This window comes from Burkholderia sp. AU19243 (genome assembly GCF_018148075.1).
GTDB lineage: Bacteria > Pseudomonadota > Gammaproteobacteria > Burkholderiales > Burkholderiaceae > Burkholderia > Burkholderia latens_A.
Genome location: NZ_JAGSTV010000001.1, coordinates 642,500 through 656,817, shown reverse-complemented (window position 1 = coordinate 656,817; position 14,318 = coordinate 642,500). Strand labels below are relative to the sequence as shown.

The 14,318-nt window shown below is 67.3% G+C and carries 13 protein-coding genes; 4 read left to right on the top strand and 9 right to left on the bottom strand.

The genetic code is table 11. The annotated features are described in order from the left end of the window. The 3 genes from KDW55_RS03210 to KDW55_RS03200 all read right to left on the bottom strand — a co-directional run bounded on the left by KDW55_RS03210 (position 1) and on the right by KDW55_RS03200 (position 2,531). Positions 1 to 438 (bottom strand): thioesterase family protein, encoded by a 438-nt coding sequence (locus KDW55_RS03210; protein WP_040143974.1) that lies wholly within the window; start codon positions 436 to 438, stop codon positions 1 to 3. Between the two features lie 169 nt (positions 439 to 607). Further along, on the bottom strand, positions 608 to 1,144 hold the full coding sequence (locus KDW55_RS03205) for an NUDIX domain-containing protein (RefSeq protein WP_040143973.1): 537 nt from the start codon (positions 1,142 to 1,144) through the stop codon (positions 608 to 610). Between the two features lie 121 nt (positions 1,145 to 1,265). Then, positions 1,266 to 2,531: a YbfB/YjiJ family MFS transporter gene (locus KDW55_RS03200; RefSeq protein ID WP_052111038.1), complete on the bottom strand. Its 1,266-nt coding sequence runs from the start codon at positions 2,529 to 2,531 to the stop codon at positions 1,266 to 1,268. A 123-nt stretch (positions 2,532 to 2,654) separates the two neighbouring features. Here KDW55_RS03200 and KDW55_RS03195 point away from each other — a divergent pair, with 123 nt between their 5' ends. Beyond that, on the top strand, positions 2,655 to 3,569 hold the full coding sequence (locus KDW55_RS03195) for a LysR substrate-binding domain-containing protein (RefSeq protein WP_212161539.1): 915 nt from the start codon (positions 2,655 to 2,657) through the stop codon (positions 3,567 to 3,569). 179 nt (positions 3,570 to 3,748) lie between these two features. Here KDW55_RS03195 and alaS read toward each other — a convergent pair whose 3' ends face one another. Next, on the bottom strand, positions 3,749 to 6,373 hold the full coding sequence (alaS, locus tag KDW55_RS03190; RefSeq protein ID WP_040143971.1) for an alanine--tRNA ligase: 2,625 nt from the start codon (positions 6,371 to 6,373) through the stop codon (positions 3,749 to 3,751). A 239-nt stretch (positions 6,374 to 6,612) separates the two neighbouring features. On the opposite strand from alaS, the gene KDW55_RS03185 reads away from it, so the two are divergent. After that, positions 6,613 to 7,833: a CaiB/BaiF CoA-transferase family protein gene (locus KDW55_RS03185; RefSeq protein WP_040143970.1), complete on the top strand. Its 1,221-nt coding sequence runs from the start codon at positions 6,613 to 6,615 to the stop codon at positions 7,831 to 7,833. A gap of 27 nt (positions 7,834 to 7,860) precedes the next feature. Here KDW55_RS03185 and KDW55_RS03180 read toward each other — a convergent pair whose 3' ends face one another. After that, positions 7,861 to 8,415, bottom strand: coding sequence for an alpha/beta hydrolase (locus KDW55_RS03180; protein WP_040143969.1), 555 nt, complete (start codon positions 8,413 to 8,415; stop codon positions 7,861 to 7,863). Between the two features lie 172 nt (positions 8,416 to 8,587). Then, the gene (locus KDW55_RS03175; protein WP_006476248.1) at positions 8,588 to 8,797 is read right to left on the bottom strand and encodes an ornithine acetyltransferase; all 210 of its coding nucleotides are present in this window, start codon (positions 8,795 to 8,797) and stop codon (positions 8,588 to 8,590) included. A gap of 254 nt (positions 8,798 to 9,051) precedes the next feature. Here KDW55_RS03175 and KDW55_RS03170 point away from each other — a divergent pair, with 254 nt between their 5' ends. Both KDW55_RS03170 and KDW55_RS03165 read left to right on the top strand, forming a co-directional pair. Then, entirely contained in the window at positions 9,052 to 10,761 is a 1,710-nt protein-coding gene (locus KDW55_RS03170) for a glutamine--tRNA ligase/YqeY domain fusion protein (RefSeq protein WP_040143968.1), read from the top strand. Between the two features lie 210 nt (positions 10,762 to 10,971). Next, a complete protein-coding gene (locus KDW55_RS03165; protein ID WP_059547496.1) occupies positions 10,972 to 11,913 on the top strand; it encodes a fimbrial protein in 942 nt (313 codons plus the stop codon). A gap of 22 nt (positions 11,914 to 11,935) precedes the next feature. Here the strand turns inward: KDW55_RS03165 and KDW55_RS03160 are convergent, their stop codons facing one another. From KDW55_RS03160 to KDW55_RS03150, 3 genes are all read right to left on the bottom strand, one after another. After that, positions 11,936 to 12,406 carry an NUDIX hydrolase gene (locus KDW55_RS03160; RefSeq protein WP_059547560.1) on the bottom strand — a complete coding sequence of 157 codons (471 nt, stop codon included), beginning with the start codon at positions 12,404 to 12,406 and terminating at the stop codon, positions 11,936 to 11,938. A gap of 11 nt (positions 12,407 to 12,417) precedes the next feature. Further along, the gene (locus tag KDW55_RS03155; RefSeq protein ID WP_059547493.1) at positions 12,418 to 12,804 is read right to left on the bottom strand and encodes an RT0821/Lpp0805 family surface protein; all 387 of its coding nucleotides are present in this window, start codon (positions 12,802 to 12,804) and stop codon (positions 12,418 to 12,420) included. Positions 12,805 to 12,946: 142 nt separating this feature from the next. Continuing rightward, positions 12,947 to 14,296 carry a cytochrome c peroxidase gene (locus tag KDW55_RS03150; protein ID WP_069241284.1) on the bottom strand — a complete coding sequence of 450 codons (1,350 nt, stop codon included), beginning with the start codon at positions 14,294 to 14,296 and terminating at the stop codon, positions 12,947 to 12,949. Positions 14,297 to 14,318: the final 22 nt, after the last annotated feature.

Below are 14,318 nucleotides of genomic sequence, written 5' to 3'. Positions count from 1 at the left end.
TCAGACGGCGAGCGGCTCGAGCGCCGCGCGCAACGCGTCCGGCAGCGGCACCGGACGGCGCGTGCCGCGATCGACGTATACGTGCACGAAATGCCCTTGCGCGGCCGGAGACGTTTCGCCCGCCGCGAACAGCCCGATCTCGTAGCGCACGCTCGACGTACCGAGCTTCGCGACGCGCAGCCCCGCGTCGACCGACTGCGGAAACACGAGCGGCGCAAAGTAGTTGCACTGCGTTTCCACCACGAGGCCGATCGTCTGCCCGTGCTCGACGTCGAGCACCCCCGCGCGGATCAGGTACTCGTTCACGACGGTATCGAAGTAGCTGTAGTAGACGACGTTGTTCACGTGCCCGTAGACATCGTTGTCCATCCAGCGGGTCGTGATCGGCAGGAAGTGGCGATAGGCGTCGCGGGGACGCGGCTGCGGCTTGTCGGACATGGCGATGGCGCTCAGGGGGACGAAGGGAACGAAGATGCGGCAGACGGCGGCGCAAGCGAACCCGACGTTGCGTGGACGCCGTGCGGCGCGGCTTGCGGGCGAACGTGCGGATGCTGCGTCGCGGCCGTGCGCGGCGCGGCGAACGACGTGCGGGAAGCGGCGCGACGCGTCACTGCCCCGCTCGGTCGACGAATTCGAAATCGAGGCCGCGCGCGCGCATCCAGTCGGCCAGCGCGTAGCCGGTGCCGGCACGCCAAGGGCGCAACAGCGGCGGATCGACGAGCCGATACTCGAGCAGCTCCGGCGACAGTGCGACGGTGCCCGACGCGCGCACGTGATAAGCGATGATCAGCTCGTTCTTGCGGATGAACTCATACACGCCCACGAGCGTCACCTGCTCGGCCTTCAGCGCGGTTTCCTCGAACACCTCGCGCGCGATGCCGTCTTCGGGCGTCTCGCCGTTTTCGAGGAAGCCGGTAATCAGCGCGAACATCCCTTCCGGCCACGCTGCGTTGCGCGCGAGCAGGATCTTGCCGTCGAGCTCGACGATCGCGGCGACCACCGGCAGCGGATTGTTCCAGTGCACGTAGCCGCACAGCTCGTCCGGGCAGGCCTTGCGGACGCGCCCGCCCTCGTGTTCGGGATCGGCGCGCTCGGTGAGGGGGCGCGCGCAGCGCGGGCAAAAGCGGTAGTCGGCGGTGGTCATCGATGAGGATCTGGCGGGCGTCTCGCGCCGCCGTACGGCCGCGTCGGACGCCCGCTCGGCGCGGGAAAGGCTTCATTCTAGCGAGTTTGACCGCGCCGCAGACGATCCGGCCCCGCCGACGTCAGGGTTGCGGGTGTGCGCGTGGCCCGCGCACGGCGGTCGCCGCGAAGCCGGCGGCGCCGACGAGCAATGCACCCGCTGCGACCCACAACGCCGGCGAGAACGACCCGAACCGCGCAGTGAGCGGCGCCGCGACGAGCGGGCCGAGGATCTGCCCGACACCGTAGGACGCAGTCGCATAGCCCATCAGCCCGGCCGCGCGTTCGCCGTGCAGACGCCGCGCTTCGCGCATCGCGAACAGCGTGATCGCGGTGAACGGCAGGCCGAGCAGCGCGCTGCCGGCCGAGAAGCCGGCCGCGCTCGGCCATACGATTCCCGCGGCGATCCCGAGCGCCTGCGTCGCGCAGCCGGCCGCGAGCAGCAGCCGGTTGTCCCAGTGAGCGGGCAGCCGCGACGCCGCGATCGCGCCGACGATCAGCGCCGCGCCGAACATCGGCCAGAACAGGTCCGGCCACGGCGAGCCGGGCGGCAGCGCGGCGCGCGCGATCACCGGCAGGAATGTCGCGGTGATGATGTAGCCGAAGCCCGGCATCCCGTACAGCGCGACGAGCCACGCGGCATCGCCGCGACGATGGCGCGTCGCGTGCGAAGCCGCAGGAGGAGCCGTCGTGATCGCCGGCGCCGACGATAGAGCCGATGGCCCGACTGTCGATGTCGACGCCGCCGTGCCGCCGAACGTACGCCATATCGCAACCGACAGCCCCGCAGACAACGCCGCGAACCCCAGCCACCCGGGCGCGGCGCGATGACCGGCCAGCGCGCTGCCGATCAATCCGGTCAGCACGATGCCGACACCGGGCCCCGCGTAGATCACGCCGCTCCACTGCGGCGCGTGCAGCTCACTGAGTCGCCGCAACCCCCATTGCGACACGAACACGAACGTCCACGCGCTGACGACGCCCGCGACGAACCGCACCACGAGCCACGCCGACAACACGTGCCCGATGCCCATCGCGGCGGTCAGCAGCACGGTCGCGGCCAGCCCGAAGCGCACCATCCGCGCCGGCGCGACGCGCACGGCCGCGCAACTGACGGCGCCGACGAAATAGCCCGCGTAGTTTGCGGACGCGAGCCAGCTGCCGGCTTTCAAGCCGATCGAGCCGTCGGCGAGCATCAACGGCAGCAACGGCGTGAATGCAAAGCGACCGACGCCGAGCGCGACCGCAAGTCCGGTCATGCAGGCAAGCGCTGCCGCGCGGGCGCGGCGTTGGGCGTCGTCGTGCAGTTGCGCGCCGTCGGCAGCGCCGGAAACCTCGAAACGGGACATGGCGGCATGGGCCGCGCGCGCTGCGCGCCGCCCGAACGGAAATGGGAACGCCTGTATCGTAGCTTGACCTAACGTTCTCGAAAAATGAATAATGAAGAATCCGCATATCTCCAGGAGAGAATCATGGATCTGGCGGCGCTGGCGATTTTCCGGGCCGTCGTGCGCGAGAACGGCGTGACGCGCGCGGCGGCGAAGCTCAATCGCGTGCAGTCGAACGTGACGACGCGCATCAAGCAGCTCGAGGAGGAACTCGGTGCGGCGCTGTTCGTTCGCGACGGGCGACGGCTCGTGCTGACGCCGGCCGGCCACACGCTGCTGCCGTATGCGGAGCGGCTGCTCGCGCTCGCCGACGAGGCGCGCGACGCGGTGCGCGAGGACTCGCCGCGCGGCCGGTTGCGGCTCGGCACGATGGAGAGCACGGCCGCGAGCCGGCTGCCGGCCGTGCTCGCGCGCTATCACCATGCGTGGCCGGACGTATCGCTGGAGCTCGTGACCGGCACGACCGGCTGGCTGATCGACCGCGTGCGCGACTTCGAGATCGATGCGGCGCTGTTCGCGCGGCCGCCCGCGCCGGATACGCTGCCCGACACGTTCGAAACGGTGCCGGTCTACCGCGAGGAACTGGTGCTGCTGACGCCGCGCGGCCATCCGCCGGTGCGCACGCCGCGCGACGTGATGCTGCCGACGCTGATCGCGTTCGAGCGCGGCTGCGCGTACCGGAAATACGTCGAGCAATGGTATGCGGCGTACGGGATGAAGCCGGCGCGCGCGCTCGAACTCGGCTCGTATCACGCGATCGTCGCGTGCGTCGCGGCCGGGGCGGGTATCGCGGTCGCGCCGCGTTCGGTGCTCGACCTGCAGCCGCAAACCGGCAACGTCGCGATCCACGCGATCGCGGAGCTCGGCACGATCGACACGCTGCTCGCGTGGCGGCGCGGTTACGCGTCCGCGGCACTTGCCGCGCTGCGCGATGCGCTCACCGAAGCGGCGCCGGAGACGAGCGCAGCGGCAAAGGAAAACGCGGCGGTGTCGGTCTGAGTTGGTGAAACCCGCCTGAGTCGGCAGCCCGCGCGGCCGCCGATGCGCGATTCACCGTTCACGCCCGCCAGAAACGAAACGACCCGACCGGCACACGTACCGATCGGGTCGTTTTTTGATGCGCAGCGATGTGGCGAGACGCGGTCAGCCCGACCGCACCGCATCATCAGCGACGCAGATCAAAGACGTTCTTCGATCCAGCCCTTCACGCCCGCGAGCGCGCCCGGCAGATTCGCCGGATCCGTGCCGCCTGCCTGCGCCATGTCCGGGCGGCCGCCGCCCTTGCCGCCGACCTGCTGCGCGACGAAGTTCACGAGCTCGCCGGCCTTGACCTTCTTGCTCGCGTCCGGCGTGACGCCGGCAATCAGGCTGACCTTGCCGCCTTCGACCGCCGCGAGCACGATTGCCGCGTTCTTAAGCTTGTCCTTCAGCTTGTCGACCGTTTCGCGCAGCGTCTTCGCGTCGGCGCCGTCGAGCGTCGCAGCCAGCACGTACACGCCGCCGACTTCGACGGCCTGCTGCGCGAGCTCGTCGCCCTGGCTCGATGCGAGCTTCGACTTCAGCGCGCCGAGCTCCTTCTCGAGCGCCTTCACCTGGTCCTGCACCTGCGCGATGCGCTGAGTGAGTTCCGACGGCTGCGCCTTCAGCGCGGCCGCGGCTTCGTTCACGCGCGCGTCGAGCTCCTGCACGTAGCGCACCGCGTTGTCGCCGGTGATCGCCTCGACGCGGCGGATGCCGGCCGCGACACCGCCTTCCATCACGATCTTGAACAGGCCGATGTCGCCGGTGCGGTGCACGTGCGTGCCGCCGCACAGTTCGCGCGAGAAGCCGAGGTCGAGCACGCGCACTTCATCGCCGTATTTCTCGCCGAACAGCGCCATCGCACCGCCCTTCACCGCTTCGTCGTACGGCATCACGCGCACGATGCCGGGCGCGTTGGCCAGGATCTCGTCGTTGACGATCTGCTCGACGCGACGGATTTCGTCGTCGGTCATCGGCGCGTTGTGCGCAAAGTCGAAGCGGGTCTTTTCCGCGTCGACGAGCGAGCCCTTCTGCTGCACGTGCGAGCCGAGCACTTCGCGCAGCGCCTTGTGCATCAGGTGCGTTGCCGAGTGGTTGCGCTGCGTGCGCGCACGGCGGTGCGCGTCGATCTCCGCGCGCAGCACGTCGCCGACCTTGAGCGCGCCCTGCTCGAGCGTGCCGTGGTGGCCGATCACGTCGGCCTGCACCTTCAGCGTGTCGGCCACCGCAAAGCGCGTCGCGGCGTTCGCGAGCACACCCTGGTCGCCGACCTGGCCGCCCGATTCCGCGTAGAACGGCGTGTGGTCGAGCACGACGACCGCATCCTGGCCGGCCTTCACTTCGTCGACGGCCGAACCGTCGACGTACAGCGCGACGACCTTCGCGTCGTCGAACGCGATTTCCTCGTAGCCGTGGAACGTGGTCTTGGCGCCCGAGTATTCGAGCCCCTGCGTCGCCTTGAACTTGCCGGCCGCGCGCGCCTGCTCGCGCTGGCGCGCCATCGCGTCGTCGAACGCCGGCTCGTCGACCGTCATCCCGCGCTCGCGGCAAACGTCCGCCGTGAGGTCGAGCGGGAAGCCGTACGTGTCGTGCAGCTTGAACGCGAGTTCGCCGTCGAGCACCTTGCCGCCCTTCGCTTCGACCTCGGCGAGCGCCGCCTCGAGGATCGACATCCCGTGCTCGATCGTTTCGAAGAAGCGTTCCTCTTCCTGACGCAGCACGTCGGTCACGCGCTGTTCGGCTTCCTTCAGCTCCGGGTACGCCGCGCCCATCTCGGCGACGAGGTCGGCCACCAGCTTGTGGAAGAACGCGCCCTTGCGGCCGAGCTTGTAGCCGTGGCGGATCGCGCGGCGCACGATCCGGCGCAGCACGTAGCCGCGGCCTTCGTTGCCCGGAATCACGCCGTCGACGATCAGGAACGAGCACGCGCGGATGTGGTCGGCGATCACCTTCAGCGAGTTGTTCGTGAGGTCGGTGATCTCGGTCACGCGCGCGGCGGCCTTGATCAGGTTCTGGAACAGGTCGATCTCGTAGTTGCTGTGCACGTGCTGCAGCACCGCGGCGAGACGCTCGAGGCCCATGCCGGTGTCGACCGACTGCTTCGGCAGGCGCGTCATGTTGCCCTGCGCGTCGCGATTGAACTGCATGAACACGAGGTTCCAGATTTCGATGTAGCGATCGCCGTCCTCTTCAGGCGACCCCGGCGGCCCGCCCCACACCTCCGGGCCGTGGTCGTAGAAGATTTCGGTACACGGGCCGCACGGGCCGGTGTCGCCCATCGTCCAGAAGTTGTCCGACGCGTAGCGCGCGCCCTTGTTGTCGCCGATCCGGATGATCCGCTCGGTCGGCACGCCGACTTCCTTCGCCCAGATGTCGTACGCCTCGTCGTCTTCCTGATAGACGGTGACCCACAGCTTTTCCTTCGGCAGCTTGTAGACCTCGGTCAGCAGCTCCCATGCGAAGCGGATCGCGTCGTGCTTGAAGTAGTCGCCGAACGAGAAGTTGCCGAGCATCTCGAAGAACGTGTGGTGGCGCGCCGTATAGCCGACGTTTTCGAGGTCGTTGTGCTTGCCGCCGGCGCGCACGCTGCGCTGCGCGGTCGTCGCGCGCGAGTACGGGCGCTGGTCCGTGCCGAGGAAGACATCCTTGAACTGGACCATGCCCGAGTTCGTGAACATCAGCGTGGGGTCGTTACCGGGCACGAGGCTCGACGAGCGGACGATCGTGTGGCCCTTCGATTCGAAGAATTTGAGGAATTTCTCGCGGATTTCGGCAGCTTTCATGGCGTGCGGGGAATGTCTGGCTGAGACGGCTTCAAACGCCGGCCGTCCTCGCGGACGCACGGCGGGCAAATATCGTAAACGGTCGATTATACGATACAGATCGGCGCCTCCGACGGCAGCGGCCCGCCGCGCCGGACGACCCGTATGGGCCACCGGTGCGGCCGATTCGCCTTAAGATGCTCGGCATGCCAATCCGCCTTGCTCCGGCCGGGCGAGCCACGAAAGGAGACGATTCGACGATGGGTGCCCTGAGCCATATCCGCGTGCTGGACCTCACCCGCGTGCTCGCGGGTCCGTGGTGCGCGCAGACGCTTGCCGATTTCGGCGCGGACGTGATCAAGATCGAGCGCCCCGGCGCCGGCGACGACACGCGCCACTGGGGGCCGCCGTACCTGAAGGACGCGGCCGGCGCCGATACGGCCGAGGCCGCGTACTACCTCGCGGCGAACCGCAACAAGCGGTCGGTGACCGTCGACATCGCGACGCCCGAAGGCCAGCAGATCGTGCGTGAGCTCGCCGCGCAATGCGACGTCGTGCTGGAGAACTACAAGGTCGGCCAGTTGAAGAAATACGGGCTCGATTACGAGTCGCTGCGCGCGGTTAAGCCGGACCTGGTCTATTGCTCGGTCACGGGTTTCGGCCAGACCGGCCCGTATGCGCACCGCGCGGGCTACGACTTTATCGTGCAGGGAATCGGCGGCTTCATGAGCATCACCGGCGAACGCGACAGCGAGCCGGGCGGCGGACCGCAGAAAGCCGGCGTCGCGATCGCCGATCTGGCGACGGGCCTCTATTCGACGATCGCGGTGCTCGCCGCGCTCGCGCACCGCGATCGCACGGGCGAAGGCCAGTACATCGACATGGCGCTGCTCGACGTGCAGGTTGCGCTGCTCGCGAACATGAACACCAACTTCCTCGCGAGCGGCAAACCGCCGGTGCGCTGGGGCAACGCGCATCCGAACATCGTGCCGTATCAGACGTTCCAGACGAGCGACGGCTGGATCATCGTCGCGGTCGGCAACGACGGGCAGTTCCGCAAGTTCGTCGAGGCCGGCGGGCAGCCCGGGCTCGCCGACGACGAACGGTTCGCGACCAATCCGGCGCGCGTGCGCCATCGCGACACGCTGGTGCCGATCCTCGCGGAGATGGTGAAGGCGCGCGGCAAGGCCGACTGGATCGGTGCGCTCGAAGCGGCCGGCGTGCCGTGCGGGCCGATCAACGAACTCGACGAGGTGTTCGGCAACGAACAGGTGATCGCGCGCGGGATGCAGGTGTCGCTGCCGCATCCGTGCGGCGCGGACGTGAAGCTCGTGCGCAATCCGATCCGGATGAGCGCAACGCCGCCCGATGCGCGCACGGCCCCGCCGCTGCTCGGCGCGCAGACCGACGACGTGCTGCGCGACATGCTCGGCTACGACGCCGAGCGCATCGCGGCGCTGAAAGCGAAACAGGCGATCTGACGCTCCCGCGGCTGCCCGTGCGACTCGTCAGGCTGCGACCGCCAGCGCGTCGAGCCAGCCGCGCGCTTGCGGCCAGTCGCCGAGCCCGCTGTCCGCGTTGATGTGCCCGCGCGGGCCGAGATCATGGAATGTGCTGCCCCATGCGTTCGCGCAACCGCGCGCGAACGCGAGCGAGCCGTACGGATCGTCGCTGCTCGCGACCACGCAGGTCGGAAACGGGAGCCGCTCGTGCGGCACCGGCCCGAAGCCGTGTGCGTCCGCAGGAAACGCGGGCCCGGCCGGGTCCGGCAATGCGACGAGCAGCGCGCCGCGCACTTTTTCGAGCGCGGCCGGCCGCGCATAGCGGGTCGCCCACCATGCGGCAGTCAGCGTGCCGAGGCTATGCGCGGCGATCGTCACTGGGCCGGGTGCGGCCTCGACCGCCCGGTCGAGCGCGAGACACCAGCCGTTGCGGAACGCACGGTCCCAGTCGGGCATCGCGATCCGCACGAAACGCGGATCGGCCCGCTCCCAGCGGCTTTGCCAGTGGAGCGGGCCGGAGTTGCCGTAGCCCGGCAGCACGAAAACGAGAGAATCGTTCATGAAGGATTCGTCGACGGAGAATGTGGTTATATGACGTCGACGAAGTGTCGCACACCCGCTCCTCCCTGATGGTGCCTGTCGAATCGCGGAATGGATGTGCGGCGAATCAATGGGTCGCGGCGCGTGCCGAACGCCCCCGCGACGCGCCGGCGCTCATGCGCGCCGGCTGCGATCAGCGCACGCCGGCGCCGACCAGGCCGCCGGCCGCCGCGCCGGCAACCGTGCCGATCGGGCCGCCGGTGATCAGATAGCCGAGCGCGCCGCCCGCGGCCGCGCCGATACCGGCATTACGCTGCGTATGGGTCATCGCGCATGCGCCGAGCTGCGACAAGGCGGCGACGATCACCGCGGTACGAACGAGAAAAGTGGTCTTCTTCATCATGATTGTTGGCGTCCTCCCGCCACGCAACAATTGCGTATGGCGGCATTGAATCGGTAAAGCCATCATAGAAAAACACGAACGCAACCGGCAATCCGATTTACGTCGTGTTACAGCCGACACACTATCGAGATATTGCGACGGACATTGCGGTGCGGCGGCCCGCCGTGCCGCGACCCGCGCGGTCCCGACCCCGGTCAGGTAGAATTACGGGATTAAACCGGCGCGACGCGCCGACACAACCTGACGCCAACCGCATGAGCACCGAACGCAACGACGCCCCCGCGGCTTCCAATTTCATTCGCAACATCATCGACGACGACAACCGCACCGGCAAATGGGGCGGCCGCGTCGAAACGCGCTTCCCCCCCGAGCCGAACGGCTATCTGCACATCGGTCACGCGAAGAGCATCTGCCTGAACTTCAGCGTCGCGCGCGACTATGGCGGCGTGTGCCACCTGCGCTTCGACGACACGAACCCGGAAAAGGAAAGCATCGAGTACGTCGATTCGATCGTCGACGCGGTGCGCTGGCTCGGCTTCGACTGGCGCAAGGAAGCGGTCGATCACCAGTACTTCGCGAGCGACTACTACGACAAGCTCTATGAATTCGCGGAGCTGCTGATCAAGCGCGGCAAGGCGTACGTCGACAGCCAGAGTGCGGAAGAAATGCGCGCAAATCGCGGCTCGCTGACCGAAGGCGGCAAGCCGTCGCCGTTCCGCGACCGCTCGCCCGAGGAAAACCTCGACCTGTTCCGCCGGATGAAGGCCGGCGAGTTCAAGGAAGGCGAGCACGTGCTGCGCGCGAAGATCGACATGGCGTCGCCGAACATGAACATGCGCGACCCGGTGATCTACCGGATCCGCTACGCGCATCACTACCGCACCGGCGACGCGTGGTGCGTGTATCCGATGTACGACTACACGCACTGCATTTCGGATGCGCTCGAAGGCATCACGCACTCGCTGTGCACGCTCGAGTTCGAGGACCATCGCCCGCTGTACGACTGGGTGCTGAACGAGCTCGCGGATGCCGGCGTGTTCACGCGTCCGCTGCCGCAACAGATCGAATTTTCGCGCCTGAACCTCACCTATGCGATCACCAGCAAGCGCAAGCTGCTGCAGCTCGTCACCGAAGGGCACGTCGACGGCTGGGACGACCCGCGCATGCCGACGATCGTCGGGATCCGCCGCCGCGGTTTCACGCCCGAGAGCATCCATCTGTTCTGCGAGCGGATCGGCGTGACGAAGGTCGATTCGTGGATCGACATGAGCGTGTTCGAAGGCGCGCTGCGCGACGACCTCGACGACAAGGCGCCGCGTTCGGTCGCCGTGCTGGACCCGCTGAAGCTCGTGATCGACAACTATCCGGAAGACCTCGAGGAAGCGTGCACGGCGCCCGTGCATCCGCACCACCCGGAGCGCGGCGTGCGCACGTTCCCGATCTCGCGCGAGCTGTGGATCGAGCGCGACGACTTCGTCGAGAACCCGCCGAAGGGCTATTTCCGCCTGTTCCCGGGCAACAAGGTGCGCCTGCGCTACGGCTACGTGATCGAGTGCACCGGCTTCGACAAGGACGCCGACGGCAACGTGACGGCCGTCCACTGCAACTACTTCCCGGACAGCAAATCGGGCACCGAAGGCGCGAACAACTACAAGGTCAAGGGCAACATCCACTGGGTCAGCGCGAAGCATGCGCAGCCGGCGGAAGTGCGAATCTACGACCGGCTGTTCAAGGAGCCGCACCCGGACGCTGGCGGCGCGAATTTCCTCGACGCGCTGAATCCGGATTCGAAGAAGATCACGCAGGCGTTCGTCGAACCGGGGGCCGGCGACGTCGCGCCGGAAACGCGCCTGCAGTTCGAGCGTCACGGCTATTTCGTTGCCGACCGGGTCGATTCGAAACCGGGCAAGCCCGTGTTCAACCGCATCGTCGGGCTGCGCGACAGCTGGGGCAAGCCGGCCTGACGGCCTGAGAACCGGGGCGCGCGTCGTCGACCATCGCGTTCCCGCATGCAAACCGGCGCGAGCCGTGAAGCCGTTCAGTCATGCGCTGAACGGCTTTGTCTTATATGAATTCAATATCTTTAGTACTTTGCGTAGCACGCTTTAGTACTTGACCGTTGCTCTGACGCCCTCGCGAAAATATCGGCTGCCATTAACTAATGCAATCGCAACATGCGTGCAGCCAATATTCTGTGCCTCACCCTGATTCTCTTCGTGCCGCTAAAGGGCTGGGCCCTGGAGTGCTTCGAAGACGGAAGCAACGCCGTCACGACGACGACCACACTGCCCGCCGATCTGTACATTCTGGCATCGACGCCCGACAACACGCTCATTTGGCAATCCCCAACTTTTACGCGGACCTTCGGATGCTTTTCCGGCATGAAAGAGGAAGTCATGATCTGGGTCAATCCGTCGAAGGCAAAGCCCGCCACCGGAGCGGAAGTGGGCCTCGTCATCAACGGAAAAACCTACACGCAATCGAGTGGAGCGATTCCGACCGGCTATACGGTACCGGCCAACGGGAAAAGAGTTGTCAAGCTCACTTACTCCCTCGTTCTGCTCCGAAAAGGTACTGGCAGCACGTCAGGCTCGACGACGCTGAACAATTATGGCGTCTTTCAGCTTGATGGCATCGGCGGCGTGAACCCGACGCCCGGCAGAAATTTCCGGCATTTGATCAGCGGCACCGTGAAGTTCACGCGAGGCACGTGCTCGCTGCGCGCCGGCGACGACAACAGAACGGTGCCCCTGCCAAGGGTCGTGACGCAAAAACTCCCGGCCGTCGCGGGCACCGCCGGACGCGTTCCGTTCTCGCTCCAGGTACAGAACTGCGACATCGGCGTGAAGGGTGCGTCCTTCACGTTCTCGGGCACGCCCGATTCGAACGACACGAACGCATTCGCCAACACCGGGACTGCCCGGGGCATCGCCGTCTATCTGCGCAACGCCGACGGCAACAAGCTCATTCGGCCGACAGGACAGGAAGGCAACGTCGCGCCGGTTTCGGCCAACGTCGGCAAACTCGCGCTCAATGCGGAATACGTGGTGACACGTCCTGCCGTAAATCCCGGCACGGTCAGGGCACTGGCAACGTTCGGGATCACGTACCAGTAGCGCACTGCGCAAACCGCCGGCGTCACACGTGCATCAAGCGCCGGTGCAGGTCCGCGAGCGGCAGCGTCGTGCGAAACAGCCGCGCGAGGCTGCGGCTCGCATATGCGTCGACATCGGCAGGCGCCGTCCATCGATACGCGTCCATCTCGGGAATGAGCGAACCGTCGCGGCGGCTCGGGAACAGTGACGTGCACGTGCAGCGGGCGGGATCGATCTCATCGTCCGCAACCTGCACCGCGAACAGGTGCAGATCCTTGTCGTGACGGTACGCGAAGCGGCCGAGATCGATCAGCCGCGCAGCATCCAGCTCGATGCCGGTTTCCTCGCGCAACTCGCGCAACGCCGCTTCGGCCGGCGTCTCGCCTGGCTCGCCCTGCCCCTTCGGGATGTCCCAGTGCGTGGTGTCGGTCGCATGCGCGAGGAACACGCGACCGGCGCCGTCGAGCATCACGACGCCGCACGACACCGTGCGCGGCGCACCGCTGCGCTTCATCGCACGCGTGCTCAGCGCTTCTGCAGCTGCCACTTGCCCGCGGCGGTCTTGCAATACACCGGCTTGAGCGTCATCGTCTGGCCCTTCGCAGCAATCTCGGTCGCGATCTCGCGGCAGGTTTTGCCGTCGCTGTCGGTCGTCGACGGGGTGAGCTTCGCGTCGATCTGCGTGCCGCTGCGGCTGCTCTGCCACGTCGTGGTCTCGCCGTCCTTGCCTTCGTCGCGCGCCTGCGCGACGGCCTTGGTCAGCGACGCACGATCGGCCTTGCTGAAATAGGTGAGCGGCGTGTCGTTCAGAAAGCCCAAATTGCTTTGCGCGTGAACGGGCAGCAGCGCGACTGCGCACGCGGCGCCGGCCAGCACGCGCGTGACGACGGAAAGGGATGCACGCATCGACATGTGTTGTTCTCCTTGGATATTCGATCGAACGGCGCGGCGCGCGGCCGGGGAGCCGGCGGCCGGCAATCCGGCGGCCGGCGCTCCGGCACGCGCCACGCCCGTCAGCGAGCGAGCATAGCATGCGTGCCGCAAGGACCGCGCGCTAGTGCGCCGCCGGCGCAGCCGCCGCTTGATATCCGTCGGTCAACGTGTTCAGGAACGCGATCACGTCCTTGATCTCGGCCGCGTTCAGCGCCGGCGCATCGCCGGGCTTGCGGTCGAACGGCGGCTCGCGGTTGATGTTCGGCCAGTAGCGCTTGGGCAAGTCGTCGTAGATCTGCACCTTGCCGTGCACGACCGGGTAGAACTTCTCCGGATGGATGTCGCGCTCGGCGTAGAAGCGCATCACGTCCTCGAGCGAGTGATACACGCCATTGTGGAAGAACGTCTTGCGCAGCGCGACGTTGCGCAGCGACGGCGTGCGGAACAGCCCGCAGAATTCGTCGCGGCCCTTCAGGTCGGTCCGCTCGGGGCCGCACGCGCCGAGATCGTGGAAGCGCGGATCGCGATTGACCGGCAGCGCGCGGTTGCGCGGCACCGCGATCGCGATCAGCCCGAAATCGCTGAACTGCGGCGGGCCGCCCTCGAGCGTGCGCTGGCTCACGTGGCAGCTCGCGCAGTTGCCCTTCTTCTCGTCGTTGAACAGCTGCAGTCCGTGCAGCTCTGCCGGTGTGAGCTGCGCGCGGCCTGCCAGATAGGCGTCGTACTTGCTCGTGTACGGATCGAACAATGCAGGCTGTTGCTGGAATGCGTCGAGCGCGCGCAGCACCGCGCCGAACGTCGCCTGGTCGTCGGCCAGCACCTGATCGCCGAACGCCTTGCGGAATGCGTCGGCATACGGCGCCGCGCGAACCGCCTTCGCCACGCGTGCCGGCGAGCTGCTCATCTCGAACGGCGAAGTCAGCGGAATGCGCGCCTGCGCATCGCGCGTGTCGACGCGGCCATCCCAGGTCAGGCCGCCGGTCGGCCCCGCGTCGATGCTTTCGTCGCCTTCGTCAGGCGAATCGTGGAAGTGCTCGCTGAATGGCGGAATGCCGCGCAGATACTTCAACGACGGCACCGCGCGAAAGCCGGTACGGTGCATGTCGTCGCCGCCGAGCTGCACCGATAGCGCGTTCGGCGGCCCGAATGCATGCTCTGCGCTATGGCAAGACGCGCACGCGAGCTTGCCGGAGCCGGACAGCGACGGATCGAAAAACAGCTGCTTGCCGAGTGCCGTCATTTGCTTCACGCCCTCGAACACCTGCGCGCGCGTTTGCGGCTGGCCGGCAGGCGCGACCGCCGGGGCTGCGGGCGCGGCCTGAACCGCCGGCACGACGGACGCAATCGACGCACTCGCGGCAGGCCGGGCATCGCAACCGGCAAGCGCCCCGAGTCCGGCAGCGAGTGCCAGCGTGGCCATGGCCGGGATCAGCGTTCGCGCGGACGCGAAGGGTTTCGGAAGGCTGGGCATCGTCGTTCTTCTTGTAGCGGTG